Here is a 14,854-nt window from a genome sequence, read left to right as displayed (position 1 = left end):
AGGCTCGGCCGGCACTCGACTACACTTTCCCAGAATTCCCCCGCTCCAGGAGCAGTAGGCAATGAAGATCCGCACCAAGGTCATAGGCTCGGGGTTGGTCAGTCTTTCTTTTGCGCTTTTGCTCGGCGGTATCGGGCTGTGGGGTTATCACTCCATGACCGAGGCCCTGGTGCAGAACGAGACCAGTATTTCGGCCATGCGCAAGCACATGGAGGCGGACATGATGCATGACGCCATTCGTGCCGATGTGCTGGCCGCGCTGCTGGTGAAGCCGGGGGATGCCCAGGGGCCCAAAGAGGTGCTGGAGGCGTTCGATGAGCATACGCAGCGGATGCGCAAGGTCATCGCCGAAAACGCCGAGGCGAAGTTGCCGGGGGATGTCGCCAAGGCGATTGGCGAGCTCAAGCCACAGGTCGAAACCTACATCGATAAAGCCAAGCAAGTGATCGGCAAGGCGCTGAATGGCGCCCAGGATGGCCAGGCGTTGCGGGCGGAGTTCGACGGGGCGTTTTCGGCGTTGGAGGAGCGCAACGAGGCGGTGAGCGAGCTGATCGAAAACCAGGCGCAGTCATCGCGCGAGCATCAGGACCACAGCATTCACACCTCGGAGCGCTGGCTGATCGCGACGTTGTTGGCCACCTGCGTGGCGCTGGCGCTGTTGTCGTGGAGCCTGCTCAAGGCGGTGCTGACGCCGCTGAACAAGATCATCCTCAATACCCAGGCGATTTCCCAAGGGGATTTGCAGCGCTCGATGGGGGCTCAGAGCAAGGATGAACTGGGTCAGTTGCAAGGCGTGATCGAGCAAATGCAGACCAATCTGCGGCAGATGATCGCCACCATCCGCAACCAGAGCGATGAATTACACGGCACGTCCCAGAATTTGGGCGATACGGCGCGGCAGATTGTGTCCAGCGCCGATCAGCAGGCCCAAAGCGCGACCAGCATGGCGGCGAGCATGGAGCAGATGATGGCGAACATCAGCCAGATCCATCAGCACGCCGACAGCGCCCGGACGATTTCGGCGCAGTCCGAACATTTGGCGAGCAGCGGCGGCCAAGTGATTCTCGGGGTGGTAGAAGGCATGAACCGGATCGCCGAGGTGGTCAACCAGTCGTCCAGCAAGATCACGGCGCTGGACGCCTCGTCTGAAGACATTCACTCCATCATCCAGGTGATCAAGAGCATCGCCGAACAGACCAACTTGCTGGCCCTCAACGCCGCCATCGAAGCGGCCCGCGCCGGTGAGGCGGGACGCGGTTTTGCGGTAGTGGCCGACGAAGTGCGCAACCTGGCGGCTCGCACGACGCAGTCCACCCAGGAAATCACCGCGATGATCGAGCGCATCCAGTCCAGCGCACGGGACGCGGTGGCGAACATGCAGGCGTGCGTCAGCCGCGTGGACGAAGGCGTCAACCTGGCCCAGCAGGCCGGGGTCTCCATCAGCGAAATCCGCACTGGTGCCCGGCATGCGGCCGAAGTGGTGGAGGAGATTTCCCAGACGATTGCCGAGCAATCCAAAGCCAGTGACGAGATGGCCCAGCGAGTGGAGTCGATTGCCGAGCAATCCCGTGAGAACACCCGCTCGATTCACAACCTGACGCAAACGGCGGATCAATTGAACGATGCGGCGGGATCGATGCAGGCTTCGGTGCAGCAGTTCAAGATTTGATCAGTCGACACTTTTGTGGCCAGGGAGCTGGCTCCCGCTGGGCTGCACAGCAGCCGCCAGTTTCAATAATCGTCAATTATTGAAAATTATGGCTGGGCAATAATTATTGCCCAGTCATAAAACGCGATAAAAAGCCCTGGCTCACACCTGACTCACCTCAAACACAAACGAAATCTCCCGCTTCTGGGCGCTCCAGACGTATCGAATATGCTTGCCCTGCACCGGAATCGACACCGCCGGGGGGCGAAACGCGGCCACGCATTCATGGCCGGGCAGGCGGACGCTGTTGTACAGCAGCCCCCAAGACAAGGTTTCCCGCAGCTGTCGGGCGAACACCTGGGATGGGCCGTAGGCCGTAGGGTCCGGATTGTGGAGGTGGGGGTAGTCGTGGCGGATGTCGTGCAGGGGTTTGACGACCTTGTTGACGTAGGTGCGCATGGTCAATTCCAGGTCTGGCTCGTTCGTCGCCCCGAGAAATCGTGCCTGGTGGTAGCAAGTTTCGGCAATGGCGGCTTCCTGGCTGCTGGCGGCGTAGTAGACGCCGAAGGTGCCGTCGCTGAAGCGGCTGCTTTTGCCGATGTGGGTAAACGCCGCCATCACCGGCGAGGAGCCGGGCCCGGAAACGCGGTCCTCGGGGCGGACCCGGGACAGCACGCCGGCTTGTTCCATCAGCCGGTCATTGGTCAGCGCCTCCAGGGCGTAAGCCGTGGGCAGGTCTTCAGGGTCGAGTACGTCTTCAAACAGCGAAATCGGGGGGAAGCTGCTGTTGACGATCCGATAGGCCCGTTTCCATTGCGGGTCCGTCAGTGGTGGCACCATCAGCCGCGCACTCCATCGAGGTATCGCCGCACATCGGCGATGTCCACTACCCGCCCGGTCAACATGTAGGACAGCGCCGACTGGCCGTTGAACGGTGCCGCAGTGTTCGGGCTGCTGACCCACTGATAGGCACGGTCACGGCTGTTGCTGAAGATGATGCTCAGGGCCTTGTGAATACCCATGAGGTATGAAATGCGCTCCAGCGTATCGCGAGGCAGCTTCACGTTTTCCGGCAATTGTTTGTATTTGTAGAAAGTCGTATTTCCCACCTTGCCCAGCAATGTGCGTTGCTGCTCGACGCTGCAGCCCCAGAGCGCCATGAGATTGAAGAAAAACTTCAACGCGACTCGACCCGCGTCCGGGGAGTCCAATTGTTGCTGTGCGTTGAGGGTGATGGAGGAAGTCGCCATGGGTTTGGGCTCCTTTTTAGCGGGGTGGTGCTTAGAGGATAGTACATATATGGATTATTTTTAATTTTTTATTCGTATACGAATAAAAAAGCCTGAGTAGATAATTTTCCACGCTTCCTCTTGTTACATTTCTGACTTGAAGAAGAACAGGGGGGCGGATTGACATAAACCTTAGCCATGTCAGAAAATCGGCCTCAAGAGCGCGAAACCGACTGCCTTCAGGTGGCGATAGTCGGCGTTAGGAACCCCGTTGATAACCTGAACATCAGCGCTCGGGTGAGACCTCTTCTCCCCTGCTTGAGGGAGCACAATATCAAGCGCCTCTTCAAAAAAAAGCAGCCCTTGGGCTGCTTTTTTCATTCTTGGGGGGCCAGGCATCGCTGATAAACCAAATGGCCATGTCTGTGCTTGTTGAGTGTTTTTTATCGCAATTCATGAAATTCCAGAGTACCTGTCCATGATCGACATTGATCACCACAAGCATCTGGTATTTCGCCGCGTAAGCGCCGATGAACGCGAGACGATACGACCCATCAGAATAAAGAACCCGCCAAATCTCCAAAGGGTTGCGCACCGTATCCACTGCAAATTCCGTGAAGCGCTCTCGAGCGTTGGGTCTTTTCTCAACGATATGTAAAAGGTAGCGCCGCCTGACAATCACCGGCACATACGGTGTGTCTACCCAGACGGTATCCATATCTTCCTGCAACCCAAAACCCAAGGCTACCTGTTTCAGGGCACTGTCGAAGTCAACTGCACCGGGTAACTCCCGCACTGGGGAGGCCGTTGGTGCGACCGAAATATCTCGAATATCGGGCAAGCCAAGATTTTTCCAGCTTGTTTGCCCAGACACCTCCTTCGTCCCAGGAAGATTCATGCATGTGACCTTCAGCAACCACTTGCATGTTTCGTAGACGCCGGTAATTACCTTTATCCAAACGATCCAGACGTGGCGATGCTTCTCTAATGTAAGCGCCACATTTCAACCGTTCGAACAACACGCGGGATATCAGCCAGAGCCTTTTCTTTCCTGGGAAGTTTCTGACAAGGTTGCAGGCAAAGCGTTAACCAGGCGAACGATACAAGCCAATTCACGCCAAACCGGCAAAATCCCCAAATCCCGCATAAGCTCCAACCATCGCCAGCCAGCGCTTTTCGGCACAAAATCGCGACAAGCGTGGCAAGGTGCATGATGATAGCCAGCATGACCACCTGGCCCGGCCCAGGTGCACAACAATAGCGAGCCCACTTAAGCAGAGGGCATTACCTCATGGATAGCAGAACCCTACGCAACCTTATGCGTATCGTGCAGACCGGCTCGTTGTCGGCAGCGGCCGAGCATTCGTGCCTCACGGTGCAGGCGTTGGCGGCGCAGTTGAACAAGGTCGAGGAGCAGTTCGGTTTCCGGTTGTTCCGGCGTTCGAACAAGGGCCTGACGTTGACGAGCCAGGGCACGGAACTGACCCCCTTCATGGATCAGGTGCTGGTTGCCACCCGGCAATTGGAAGAAAAAGTCGCGGCGCTCAAGACGCCGCGACAGCGCACGCTCAGAGTGGCGCTCAATACCACCCTGCCGGCGGAGTTCAACCGGCGGATGATTGATCGGTTGATCGCCGTGTTCCCCCAATATCAATTGGAATTCAGCTACGCCGAGTCGATGGAGAACCTGAGCAAGCTCAGGAACGAAGATTTTGACCTGGCGATCCTTATCGGGCAGCAACCGGGTGGCTTTACCAGCATCACTATGCCGGATGTGCAGGTGCAGGTGGTTGGCGCCCATTGTGGCGACGAAGACGATTCCCTTGGCCTGCTGGGTGGCAAGTTTCAGGTGCGTCCGGCAGAAGAATGTCCGTATTCCCACAGTTTCCTGCGCTTTCTCGACGCTGGCCTGGGCGAATACGGGTCGAGCCAGCGGATGGTGTATTCCTGCAGTGAAACGCTGACGTTGTCGCTGATCACCCAGCTCGATGGCTTGGGACTGGTGTCCCGGGAGGCAGCGTTGCGCAACGGCCTGGCGATTTTCCCGGACTTCGAGGATTTCCTTGAGGTCCGCCTGGCCGTGAATAATCCGGAGCTGTCTGGCCAGGCGCTGCATGATGTGGTGGACCTGACGCTACAGCAACGAACCGAGCGCGATGTACGCCGCCGTGCCCAGCGCCACACTGAGAAACAGGTTGCGGCTGAAATACGCACATAACAGCGTCGGAATCGCGGCATAAAACTCAGGGCGATCGAGCTGTATCTGCTGGTCCTTGATCAACAACGGGGTCAGGCTGATGGCAGCGACGATCGCCACTGGCAGGTATTCCAGGGCACGGGCGACGAAGGGCGGCCAGTGGTCGGTATTGATCTGCAGCGGCAGGGCCCGCGGCAGGAAGGTCACCGCCATCATCAGGACCACGACCAGAATCAGGAACGTTTGGTCAGGCATACGCCCACCCCGCAGCCAACGAACGTGGCAATGAAGACATTGAACGGCGAGCTGCCCAGCAGGCTCAGCCCGCCCATGCAGACGACAGCCGCCAGGGCTGCGATCAGTTTGTTACGGGTGTCGCACAACGAAACCAGCACATAGAGCATCATCGCCGTCAGCGCATAGTCGAGCTGGTATTTGATGAGGTGCGCCGCGTATTGCGCGCACACCGCGCCCAGCAAGCCACCAAGCACCCAGGACGTATGGCAGAACAGGTTGAAGCCGACCAGGTAGCGCACGCTCACCGGCGCCCCGCTGCCAAGCTTGACGCTGTGGAAAGCGAATGACTCGTCGGTCAGCCCTGCCGCGTAGCACCAGCGCTCGAAACGACTGAGCCCCAGCGCACGCAGGGCCTTGGCCATGTAGACCGACATCAGCATGTGCCGAGCATTGATCAGGAACGTAGTGAGTACGATGGTGGTCAGTGACGCACCGCTGGAAATCAACGCCAGCGCTGCGAATTGCGAAGCGCCCGCGTAGACGAACAGGCACATCGCCACTGGCAACCACAGGGGCAGCCCGGCGTTGACCGCCATCAGACCGAACACAAACGAAACCGTGAAATAACCCGCTACCACCGGACTGGCTTCAGCAAAGGTACGCGAGGCTTGTGGTTCGACCGCCAGCGGCTGGCTGGAAGTCTTGTTCATAAATCCCTCTCGAAGGTGATTTCACCCCGGGGCTCACAGAACCCCTGGGCGGCCCAGAAACGCTTGCCGGCCAGATTAGCATCGTCGACGAAAAGGAACATGCGCAGCACGCCGACCCGCTTCATGTCCGCCGATGCGGCCTCGACCAGGCGCTGGCCCAGGCCTCTGGTGCGATGCCGCGGGCTGACCGCCAAGTGATTGATCGTGCCACGGGTACCGAGCATGCCGCCGATCACCGCGCCCACTACTTCGCCGCTCGCATCGATGGCCAGGTAGGCGGTGGTGGTTTCCTGTAATAACACACCACGCAAGAATCGGGCGTCCTGCCACTCGCAGAAAGACACTTCGTCGAAACCGCGAAAGAACCGCTCCAGTCGCTCGGCGTCCCGGATCATCGCCCGGCGCAGCAGGACTTGCTGCGTCGGCTCGTCCATGGGTTCGAGCCGTTCAGCGAACAATGTCGAAAGCGGTCCCGGGCCGCGAGAAGGAAATGGCCAGGATCTGCCGGTACGCCATGTCATGGCTATGGGTGTTGCGTGCCGGGGTCACGTAATGACGCATGTCGCGATCCAGGAAAAACGTGGTGTCGAGGATGTCCTCGTAGGTCGTCGCCGCCAGCTGTTCTTCCTGGGCGGTGTACAAGCGGCTTTCCGCACCCGCCACATTCTGGCGGCCCCAGAAGTGCACGCCGCTGAACGGATAGCCGTCGCAGTGAATCCCTTCGGGGGTGATTTCCAGTTGTTTACCCGGCTTGATCTCGATGCGGATCTGATGGATCTGGCACTGCCAGATTTCATCGTGCAGCTCCTGCGGCAGAACGTTCTTGTACACCTCGAAGTCCGTGTCGATCAGGCTGCGCATCACCGGCGAATTGATCACTTCGTTGGAGAAATCCTGGAAGTGCCGCTCCAGTCCGCCGACATAGCTGTTGTTGGCCTTGGACTGAACGTAGGCCCGGTGTTCGAGCTGCTTGAGCTCACGGGTCGTAGGGTTGTATTCGAAGTCGCTGTAGCGGCGAAAACGCATGCCTGACTCGGCCTGGCCGTAGTAACTGTCGGGCTCCATGTTTTCCCAGCTTTTGGTCAGCCGGACAAAATCGCCGAAATGACCGTAGAGGTTGAAGTCCCCACCGCGAACGTTGACGAATTTGTCACGTCTCAGCGCTTCGCCCACTTCCCTGTTCAGAACGATCATTTTTCATAGGTCTCCACTGCATTGAGCGGCCTAATCTAGTAGGTGCAGGATTTACGTCCATGAGAAAGTATTTGAGGCATTTCAAGCGACGCTTGAAACGGTGGGCAGCGTTGCATTAGTACGACTTTTTCTCGGGAAAACAGGTGGTTTCAGTGGCTTTTCTGGCGCTAAAGGCCAAAAAAACCCGAGTTTGGCGACACAACCCTATTCACTTCAGGCAGGTATGAATCAATTGTGGCGAGGGAGCTTGCTCCCGCTTGAGTGCGCAGCGCTCACCCAAGAAGGGCTGCTGCGCAGCCCAGCGGGAGCAAGCTCCCTCGCCACGGTTTTATACGCTCGTAACCTGATCAGGCATCAGAAGACGCTGATCGGGTAATCCACGAACACCCGCAGCTCATTGCCGCTGACGTTGTACTCGCTGGACTTTTGCGACACCCGCAACACAGAGCTGCGCAACCTGACGCTCAAGTCCTTGGCCGGGCCGTTCTGGACCACGTACTTGAACTGGTTGAAGATCTCGCGCTCGGTACCGCCTTCGCTGGTGGAGGTGGTGATGTTATCGCCACGCACATAAGCGACGTTGTAGGTCAGGCCCGGTACGCCGAAGGTGGTGAAGTCCCAGACCGTAGCCCAACTGCCAGCTGCGCTCATCCTCAGCGTTGAAGTCGGACCAGTAGGAGTTGGCCAGGTAGATGGTGTTGCCGCCATCACCTACCCGATTCTGCCCGCGCTGATAGCCACCGTAGGCGTAGCCCAGGTTGCTGTCGCCGGTGCTGCGCTGGTGAGCAAGTGTGAAGCTGTGCGGGCCGGTGGCGAAGGTGGCGGCCAGGCTCCAGATCTTGTTGTCGTCGCCAGTGACGTTGTTTTCGCGAACGTAGCTGTTGTCCAGCTTGGTGCGATAACCGTTGAAGTCCAGGGTCAGGGATTGATCCTTGGCCAGCGGAAACACGTAGTTGGCGTTCACGTATTGCTTCTTCAGTACGTCCTCGACATCCGAGGCGTAGAGCGAAGCCTTGAACTGCTCGGTGAACTGATAGCTGCCGCCCAAGACGTTGATCGACTTCAGGCCACCGCTGTCACGGCCCTCGGCGCTCTTGCGCGATTCGGCGGTGAAACGGCCGGCATTCAGTTCCAGGCCCTTGATCTCCTTGGAGGTGATCAGCGTGCCGGTGTAGCTTTCCGGCAGCAAGCGCGAGTTGTCATAGCTCAGCACCGGCAGGGCCGGCATCTGGTCACCGTAGGCCAATACAGTATTGGAGACACGGAACTTGACCGCCGCACCGAACTTGGACAAGTCATCGGCCGCGTTGCCGCTGTCACCTTTCTTGAAGAAATCGATGCCTTGCGCACCGCTACGCCCCTTGCCGCCGTCCAGACGCAACGCGTACAGGCCGAAGGCATCGACACCCACGCCCACCGTGCCTTGGGTGAAACCGGACGAGAACGTACCGATGGCCGCCTGGCCCCATTCGGCCTTGTCCTTGTTGCCGTCTTTGTAGTCGCGGTTGATATAAGCGTTGCGCAGCAGCACTTTCAGGCTGCTGTCTTCAACGAACCCCTTTGATTCCGCCTGGTCGTTGGCCATGGCGTGTGTCGTGCTCAAGATCCCCCAGTGCGATCAAACTAATGCGCTTGTTCAACATGATTATTTTCCTTGTACGGGTTGATACGCACCGCGGCGAGCAGCCGAAATGGCGCTTTGCGCTCTTTTTCGGACTCTTGCTCCTGAAAATAATGAAAAGGCCCGCCCACGTCTGATCGTGTCGGGCCTTTTTATTATTTAAGAGTCATGGCTGTCAGCCACAGGCGTAGGGCGAATCCTAGTCGCGCCCTCAACGGTGTGTCAATTTCGTGAATTGTCTGTAATTAGGCGAAAAATGTCTAAGAACCGATCAAAACGAACAACCATCCAAACCGCAAGTCGCTGATGGCGCAGCGGCCTGCTCCGGCAGGGTTTGCTTCAGCCATTGGGCGACGGCCTCGGGCTTGCCCAGCCAGGGGCCGATGTCGATCAGCGTGAACCGGCCGTCCTGCTCCAGGGCCAGGGTTGGGAAGCCCTGGCCGCCGACCTGGGCCAGCAAGGTGCGGCTGGCCTTTGATGTGCCCTTGCACATCAGCCGCACGGAACGCCGCCAGGAATGCCTCGGCCGGCAGGCCGACGGAGTGAGCGAGTTCCAGCAGGACGGCGTCGTCCGAGATGCGCCGGCCTTCGACGTAGTGCGCGGTTTGCAAGCGCCCCAGCAGTTCCAGGCCGTGGCCGCCGAGCTGTTCGGCCGCCAGGACGGCGGCGGTCGGCGGCGTCGAATCGAACACCGCGCTGTGGTCTCGCAGCAAGCCTTCGAAATAGTCCTCGCCAAATGGCTGCCCGGAATATTCGGCGATGCGCCGGTCATGGGGCATCACATAATTGCGCAACTGCGGTGAGACCTGCTGGCGATTGGTGCCGGTCATCATGCCGCCGCCATGCAGGGTCACCGGCAATACGCTCCGGGCCGCCTGCACCAGCGGCTTGGCGCCATAGCACCAGCCGCACAGCGGGTCGTAGATGTAATGAAGAGTGGTCATGGAAACTCCGCTAGCCATGAGGGTTCGATGGCAGCAGGTTAGTCTCTGGAGTGCTTTGGAAAAACGCTGGAACGGTTTTCAGTGTGTTTCGTGGATCGGGCGAATGCCCACTTGAATTGAACACCCTCCCACAGGGATTTAAGTGAATTCGACATCCAGCGGGCACAAAAAAAGCGCTGCCATCCCGGCCAGCGCTTTTTATCAATCCGTCGAATTCTATCCTTGCATTACATCCCACAACGCTTCCAGCTCTGCCTCGCTAAACAGGCCAACGGGATAACGCTCAACGATCATCCGGCGCGGATCAGGTTCTCTGATCTGACGCGTTCCGTTGGACTTCAACCACTGCGCCAAGGCTTGAAGCGACTCACCATTAACGGCCAAGGGATGGCATGTGCGCTCGCTTGTCATATTCATTCCAGCGCCCTCTCCTGGTTGATGAGCGGCTAATTTATCCAAGGTTTATGACAAAACAACTCAGCTCCACTCCCCGGAACTGCCACTGATCCGATACAAGAGCTATGCCAATGTAACCGCGCCCCCCATTAACAGACACAAAAAAACCCACGGCCCAATCGGGCCGCGGGCTTGCCGGGATGGATCCAAAATCGCCGAGTTAGAGCCGGCGCAGGCGCTATCAGCAGGCTGTTACATCGCCACTCATTTTACGTATGGCGCGGGTTGCTGTTGGGTAAGGCAATGGATATTCCCGCCGCCCAGTAACAGTTCGCGCCCTGGCACCATGACCACTTCGTGCTCCGGGAACAGGCTCTGCAGAAGCGCCTGGGCCGGGCCGTCCAGCGGATCGTCAAAGCTGGGCGCAATGATGCCGCCGTTGACGATCAGGAAGTTCACATAGGAACCGGCCAGTCGCACGCTCGGGTTGCGTTCCTGGGATCCCTCCACCGCATCCACCCCCGCACATTCCTCTTCGGTGGCATACATCGGCCCCGGAATCGGCATTTTGTGCACTGTGAACGGGCGACCCTTGGCATCAGTGCTGTTTTCCAGCACGTCCATCGCCGCATGGCAGCGGGTGTAGTTCGGGTTTTGCGGGTCGTCGGTCCAGGCAAGCAGCACCTCGCCAGGACGCACGTAGCAGCAGAAGTTATCCACATGACCGTCGGTTTCGTCATTGAACAGACCGTCCGGCAGCCAGATGACCTTGTCCACGGCCAATTGTGCGCTGAGTACCGCCTCGATTTCTTCACGGCTCATGTGCGGGTTGCGATTGCGGTTGAGCAGGCATTCCTTGGTGGTGATCACGGTGCCTTCGCCGTCCACATGGATCGACCCGCCCTCGAGCACAAAACCTTCGGTGCGATAACGCGGGCTGCGCTCGATCTCGAGGATCTTGCTGGCCACTTGCGAATCGCGGTTCCACGGCGCATACAGGCCGCCGTCAAAACCGCCCCAGGCGTTGAAATCCCAGTCGACACCGCGCACTTCACCGCGGTCATTGATCACGAATGTAGGACCGGTATCGCGGACCCAGGCATCGTCGCTGGACATTTCCACCAGGCGGATATTAGGCACGTCGAGGCGCGCCCGGGCATTTTCGTATTGGGCCGCGGAGACCGCCACGGTCACCGGTTCAAAACGGGCGATGGCCTTGGCAACCGCGACATGGGCAGCCTGCGCGGGCTTGCCGCCCAGGCGCCAGTTATCCGGGCGCTCGGGCCAGATCATCCAGACCTGGGTCTGGGGCGCCCATTCGGCTGGCATGTGGAAACCATCCGCGCGCGGAGTGCTGTGCAATGTTGTCATGGGTCATCTCCTGGGGCGATGGGCAATGACACCTTTATAGACGATAAATATCGACTAATAAAGTCTAAAAACCTAACAACCACCAGAAGGAAGGTAAAAACATCGACAAAAATCGATTTAAACACGCTAAGCCCCTGTGGGAGCGAGCTTGCTCGCGATAGCGGTGGGTCAGCCATATTAATAGTGGCTTGGACACCGTCATCGCGAGCAAGCTCGCTCCCACAGGGGAAACAGCTTCACAGCTTGACGTTCCCGATCGGTTACAGCCCCTCGTCCAATACCTTCGCCAGCATATCGACAAAGAAATCCACACTCTGACGCGTGGTCACCATCGGTGGTTTGATCTTGAGGATGTTCAGATAATCGCCCGTCGGTTGCATGAAGATTCCCAATTCTCGCAGGCGATCGCACAGCGCCATGGTTTCTTCAGTGGCCGGCTCCAAGGTCTCGCGATCACGGATCAGCTCCACGCCCAGGTAGAACCCGGAGCCATGCACCGCACCGACCAATGGATACTGGTCGATCAAGGCCTCCAGTCGAGCCTTGAAATGCCCGCCAACCTCCCGGGCATTTTCCCAGAGGTTGTCTTCTTCCATGACATCCAGCACGGCCATGCCGATCTGGCAACTGACCGGGCTACCACCGGCCGACGAGAAGAAATACCCCTCGGCTTCCAGCGCTTCGGCGATTTCCCGGCGAGTGATGACGGCTCCCAGCGGCTGGCCGTTGCCCATGCCCTTGGCCATGGTGATGATGTCCGGCACCACGCCTTGCTCTTCGAAGCCCCAGAAAAACTCGCCCATGCGCCCGTAACCGACCTGCACCTCATCGGCGATGCAGACCCCACCGCGCTCGCGCACCATCGCGTAGACCTGCTTCAGGTAGCCAGGCGGCAGTGCGATCCCACCAGCATTGCCGTACACCGGTTCGCAGATGAAACCGGCGAGCTGGCGCTTGCTCTCGGCAATTTTCGCCAGATTGTGCTCGACGCTACGCACGTAGTCCGGCGCACTGTCGGGGCCACGGAACTCGCCGCGATAGGTGTTCGGGGCGGTCACAGGGTGCACCCACTCCGGGCGACTGCTCAGGGCCTGGGGGTTATCGGCAATGGACGTCGACACCGCATCGGCGGCCACCGACCAGCCGTGATATGCCTCCAGCACACTGAGCATGTCCCGTCCGCCGCTGTAGGCCCAGGCCAGGCGGATCGCCAAGTCGTTGGCCTCGGTGCCGCTGTTGACCAGGAATACCCGGTCCATGTTGGACGGCGACAGCGCCAGCAGGCGCTCGGAAAACTCGGCGATCGCCGCATAGTGGAAACGCGAGTTGGTATTGAGCAGCGACCATTGCCGGGCAGCCACCGCCGCCATGCGTGGATGGCCGTGGCCCAGCACGGCGACGTTGTTGAGCATGTCCAGGTACGAGCGGCCCTGCATGTCGATCAGGTGGTTGCGCCAGCCACGCTCGATGCGCGGCGGATCGACGTAGTAGTGTTTCTGCGAACGGGCGAAGCTCGCATCGCGGCGGGCCAGCAGTGCCTCGGGATCGACGTCTGGCTCGGCATCGCACGCCAGCCCCAGCAGCACCGCCGGCGAAGGGCAAAGCGCCTGCCAGGCCAGGGCCCTGGAGGGCGTGCAGAACAGCGGCGGATTCACCTGGGCGCCCCGGCACAACTGGACCTGCAACGGCCCCGTCACTTCACCCAGCACCTGCCCCTTGACCAGCGCCGCGCCGGAATGCAGCGGCGATGTCACGCCCCACAAGCGCACGCTCAGTTGCGCGCTGTCCAGTTGCAACATGCCGTCGGCGGTCTTGTGCACAACCCCGGCGAACGGTGATTCGAGCGGCGTGCCCTGGGGAACACTCAACGCCACGTGCAACGGATAAGTGTCGGGCTCGACGGCGCTGTCCGGACGGGTGCGAGACAAACGGTACTGCCCGTAGCGGCTGGCGGCCAGGCCGTGAAGCCCGGCGGCTTCATCCAGCAGGCGCTGGTCGATCCCCGGCTGCTCCCAATTGCCAGCCTCGAAATGCGGGCTCAGCACACCCAGGTCAATCAAGGCGAACTCACGCCCTACCAGGGTCGGCAAAAGCGGCGCAAAGCCCTCGCTGGCAATGGCCGGAAGGCTGTGGCCGACGGCGGTGAGAATCGCCGCTTCCATCAGTTCTAAGGGCACCGAGTGGGCGACGCGGAAAATTTCCCACTCATGGGCCAGGTTGTCGCGGCTGTATTGATTATCCGGGTCGATGGAAACCTGCTGTTCACCACTGAGCACCAGCACCGCGGCGCGCGCCACGATCAGCGGCCACAGGGCCAACAGCTCCTGGCGCTGCAAGGGGTTGACCGCGTGGTAGGCCTTGATCGCCGGCAAGATGAAGAACGGGTCGCCGTCGGCGTGATGCAGCAGGGCCGCGCACGTCACCGACAAGTCAGTGATGCGCCACGTACGGACCAGGTCGCCGAAATCGATGACGCCCTGCAAGTGCCACTGGCGCTGGGCATCGCGCTGCCAGACCACGTTGTCATCGGTGATGTCCATGTGGATCGCCTGCACCGGCAGGCTGGCCTTGAGCGGCTGCAAGCGCCGCTCGGCCTGTTGCGCGACCTCGGCAACCAGATGGCGCCGCTGTTCATCCTCGATGACAGGCAATAGGTACTCGACCAGGGCCGGGGCGTGGCGTGCGTCCCATTGCAAGGTGCGCTCCAGGCCCGGGTGATCGAATGTCGCCAGGGCCAGGTCCATTTCCGCGCACAGGCGGCCCAGGCCGGTCACCAGCTCGGGCGTCAGGTGCTTGAGCTGCGTGAGGGACTGGCCGTCGATGTACTCCAGCAGTCGCATGTGAACCGCTTGGCCGTCGACGTCCAATGTCAGCAGGTCCTGGCCGTTGGCGGCCGCAATGACCCGCGGCACTTTCACCGCGTCGTGTCCGGCCAACTGCTTGAGGGCGGCGTGTTGGGCCTCTATTTCCGGGACAGCGTAGTCACCGTGGCAAATTTTCAACACAAAGCGCCCGCGCTCGCTGTCGACGCGGTAGTTGAGGTCCTGGTTGCTGCCAAGGGGTCGCAGGTCACCGCTGAGTCCGTAATTCGAGCGCAGCAGCACCAGCGCTTGCTCGGCGCTGATCTGTGGGCTTGGCAAACTGGCACGGTGAACCAACGTAGCGAATGGCATACAAGGACCCCTGAGGTGGTTTTGTTCGGATGCCTATCTCGCCACTGAGTCGGAGGATAAGCAACCCCTCTGTTCAAAAATATGCACAGTCCCCTCGAGACGCTGTGTGGGGAGGGTGCATCCGTGGGATATTC

Annotated in this window: 12 protein-coding genes and 2 pseudogenes; 2 read left to right on the top strand and 12 right to left on the bottom strand. The window is 59.7% G+C overall.

All coding sequences use genetic code 11. The features are described from left to right. The first annotated feature begins 61 nt into the window (after window positions 1–61). A complete protein-coding gene (locus PSH84_RS06215; protein WP_305469261.1) occupies window positions 62–1,669 on the top strand; it encodes a methyl-accepting chemotaxis protein in 1,608 nt (535 codons plus the stop codon). A gap of 141 nt (window positions 1,670–1,810) precedes the next feature. Here the strand turns inward: PSH84_RS06215 and PSH84_RS06210 are convergent, their stop codons facing one another. The 3 genes from PSH84_RS06210 to PSH84_RS06200 all read right to left on the bottom strand — a co-directional run bounded on the left by PSH84_RS06210 (window position 1,811) and on the right by PSH84_RS06200 (window position 3,775). Beyond that, complete coding sequence (locus PSH84_RS06210) at window positions 1,811–2,488, bottom strand: RES family NAD+ phosphorylase (protein ID WP_305469260.1); 678 nt, start codon at window positions 2,486–2,488, stop codon at window positions 1,811–1,813. Next, window positions 2,488–2,898, bottom strand: coding sequence for an MbcA/ParS/Xre antitoxin family protein (locus PSH84_RS06205; protein WP_003196771.1), 411 nt, complete (start codon window positions 2,896–2,898; stop codon window positions 2,488–2,490). The genes PSH84_RS06210 and PSH84_RS06205 overlap by 1 nt, the downstream gene beginning before the upstream one ends. Window positions 2,899–3,223: 325 nt before the next feature. Further along, window positions 3,224–3,775: a PBECR2 nuclease fold domain-containing protein gene (locus PSH84_RS06200; RefSeq protein WP_305469259.1), complete on the bottom strand. Its 552-nt coding sequence runs from the start codon at window positions 3,773–3,775 to the stop codon at window positions 3,224–3,226. A 393-nt stretch (window positions 3,776–4,168) separates the two neighbouring features. On the opposite strand from PSH84_RS06200, the gene PSH84_RS06195 reads away from it, so the two are divergent. Further along, a complete protein-coding gene (locus tag PSH84_RS06195; protein ID WP_305469257.1) occupies window positions 4,169–5,095 on the top strand; it encodes a LysR family transcriptional regulator in 927 nt (308 codons plus the stop codon). On the opposite strand, the gene PSH84_RS06190 is transcribed toward PSH84_RS06195, so the two are convergent. From PSH84_RS06190 to PSH84_RS06150, 9 genes and pseudogenes are all read right to left on the bottom strand, one after another. Further along, entirely contained in the window at window positions 5,012–5,329 is a 318-nt protein-coding gene (locus tag PSH84_RS06190; protein WP_122565219.1) for an AzlD domain-containing protein, read from the bottom strand. The genes PSH84_RS06195 and PSH84_RS06190 overlap by 84 nt on opposite strands. Further along, complete coding sequence (locus tag PSH84_RS06185; RefSeq protein WP_053117411.1) at window positions 5,308–6,021, bottom strand: AzlC family ABC transporter permease; 714 nt, start codon at window positions 6,019–6,021, stop codon at window positions 5,308–5,310. Before PSH84_RS06185 ends, PSH84_RS06190 begins: the two co-directional genes overlap by 22 nt. Continuing rightward, on the bottom strand, window positions 6,018–6,455 hold the full coding sequence (locus PSH84_RS06180; RefSeq protein WP_205929580.1) for a GNAT family N-acetyltransferase: 438 nt from the start codon (window positions 6,453–6,455) through the stop codon (window positions 6,018–6,020). Before PSH84_RS06180 ends, PSH84_RS06185 begins: the two co-directional genes overlap by 4 nt. 13 nt (window positions 6,456–6,468) lie before the next feature. Further along, window positions 6,469–7,215: a 2OG-Fe dioxygenase family protein gene (locus PSH84_RS06175; RefSeq protein WP_122565217.1), complete on the bottom strand. Its 747-nt coding sequence runs from the start codon at window positions 7,213–7,215 to the stop codon at window positions 6,469–6,471. A 354-nt stretch (window positions 7,216–7,569) separates the two neighbouring features. Next, window positions 7,570–8,858: pseudogene (locus PSH84_RS06170) on the bottom strand (OprD family porin). A gap of 249 nt (window positions 8,859–9,107) precedes the next feature. Further along, window positions 9,108–9,780: pseudogene (locus tag PSH84_RS06165) on the bottom strand (DsbA family protein). A gap of 216 nt (window positions 9,781–9,996) precedes the next feature. Next, window positions 9,997–10,197, bottom strand: coding sequence for a hypothetical protein (locus PSH84_RS06160; RefSeq protein WP_003196752.1), 201 nt, complete (start codon window positions 10,195–10,197; stop codon window positions 9,997–9,999). 243 nt (window positions 10,198–10,440) lie between these two features. After that, window positions 10,441–11,547: an agmatine deiminase gene (gene aguA, locus PSH84_RS06155; protein WP_305469251.1), complete on the bottom strand. Its 1,107-nt coding sequence runs from the start codon at window positions 11,545–11,547 to the stop codon at window positions 10,441–10,443. 260 nt (window positions 11,548–11,807) lie between these two features. Next, window positions 11,808–14,720 (bottom strand): aminotransferase, encoded by a 2,913-nt coding sequence (locus tag PSH84_RS06150; RefSeq protein ID WP_305469249.1) that lies wholly within the window; start codon window positions 14,718–14,720, stop codon window positions 11,808–11,810. Between the last annotated feature and the right edge of the window lie 134 nt (window positions 14,721–14,854).

Source organism: Pseudomonas beijingensis, assembly GCF_030687295.1.
GTDB classification, from domain to species: domain Bacteria; phylum Pseudomonadota; class Gammaproteobacteria; order Pseudomonadales; family Pseudomonadaceae; genus Aquipseudomonas; species Aquipseudomonas beijingensis.
Note: the sequence above shows the minus strand (reverse complement) of the source record. Positions and strands in the feature narration are given on the sequence as shown.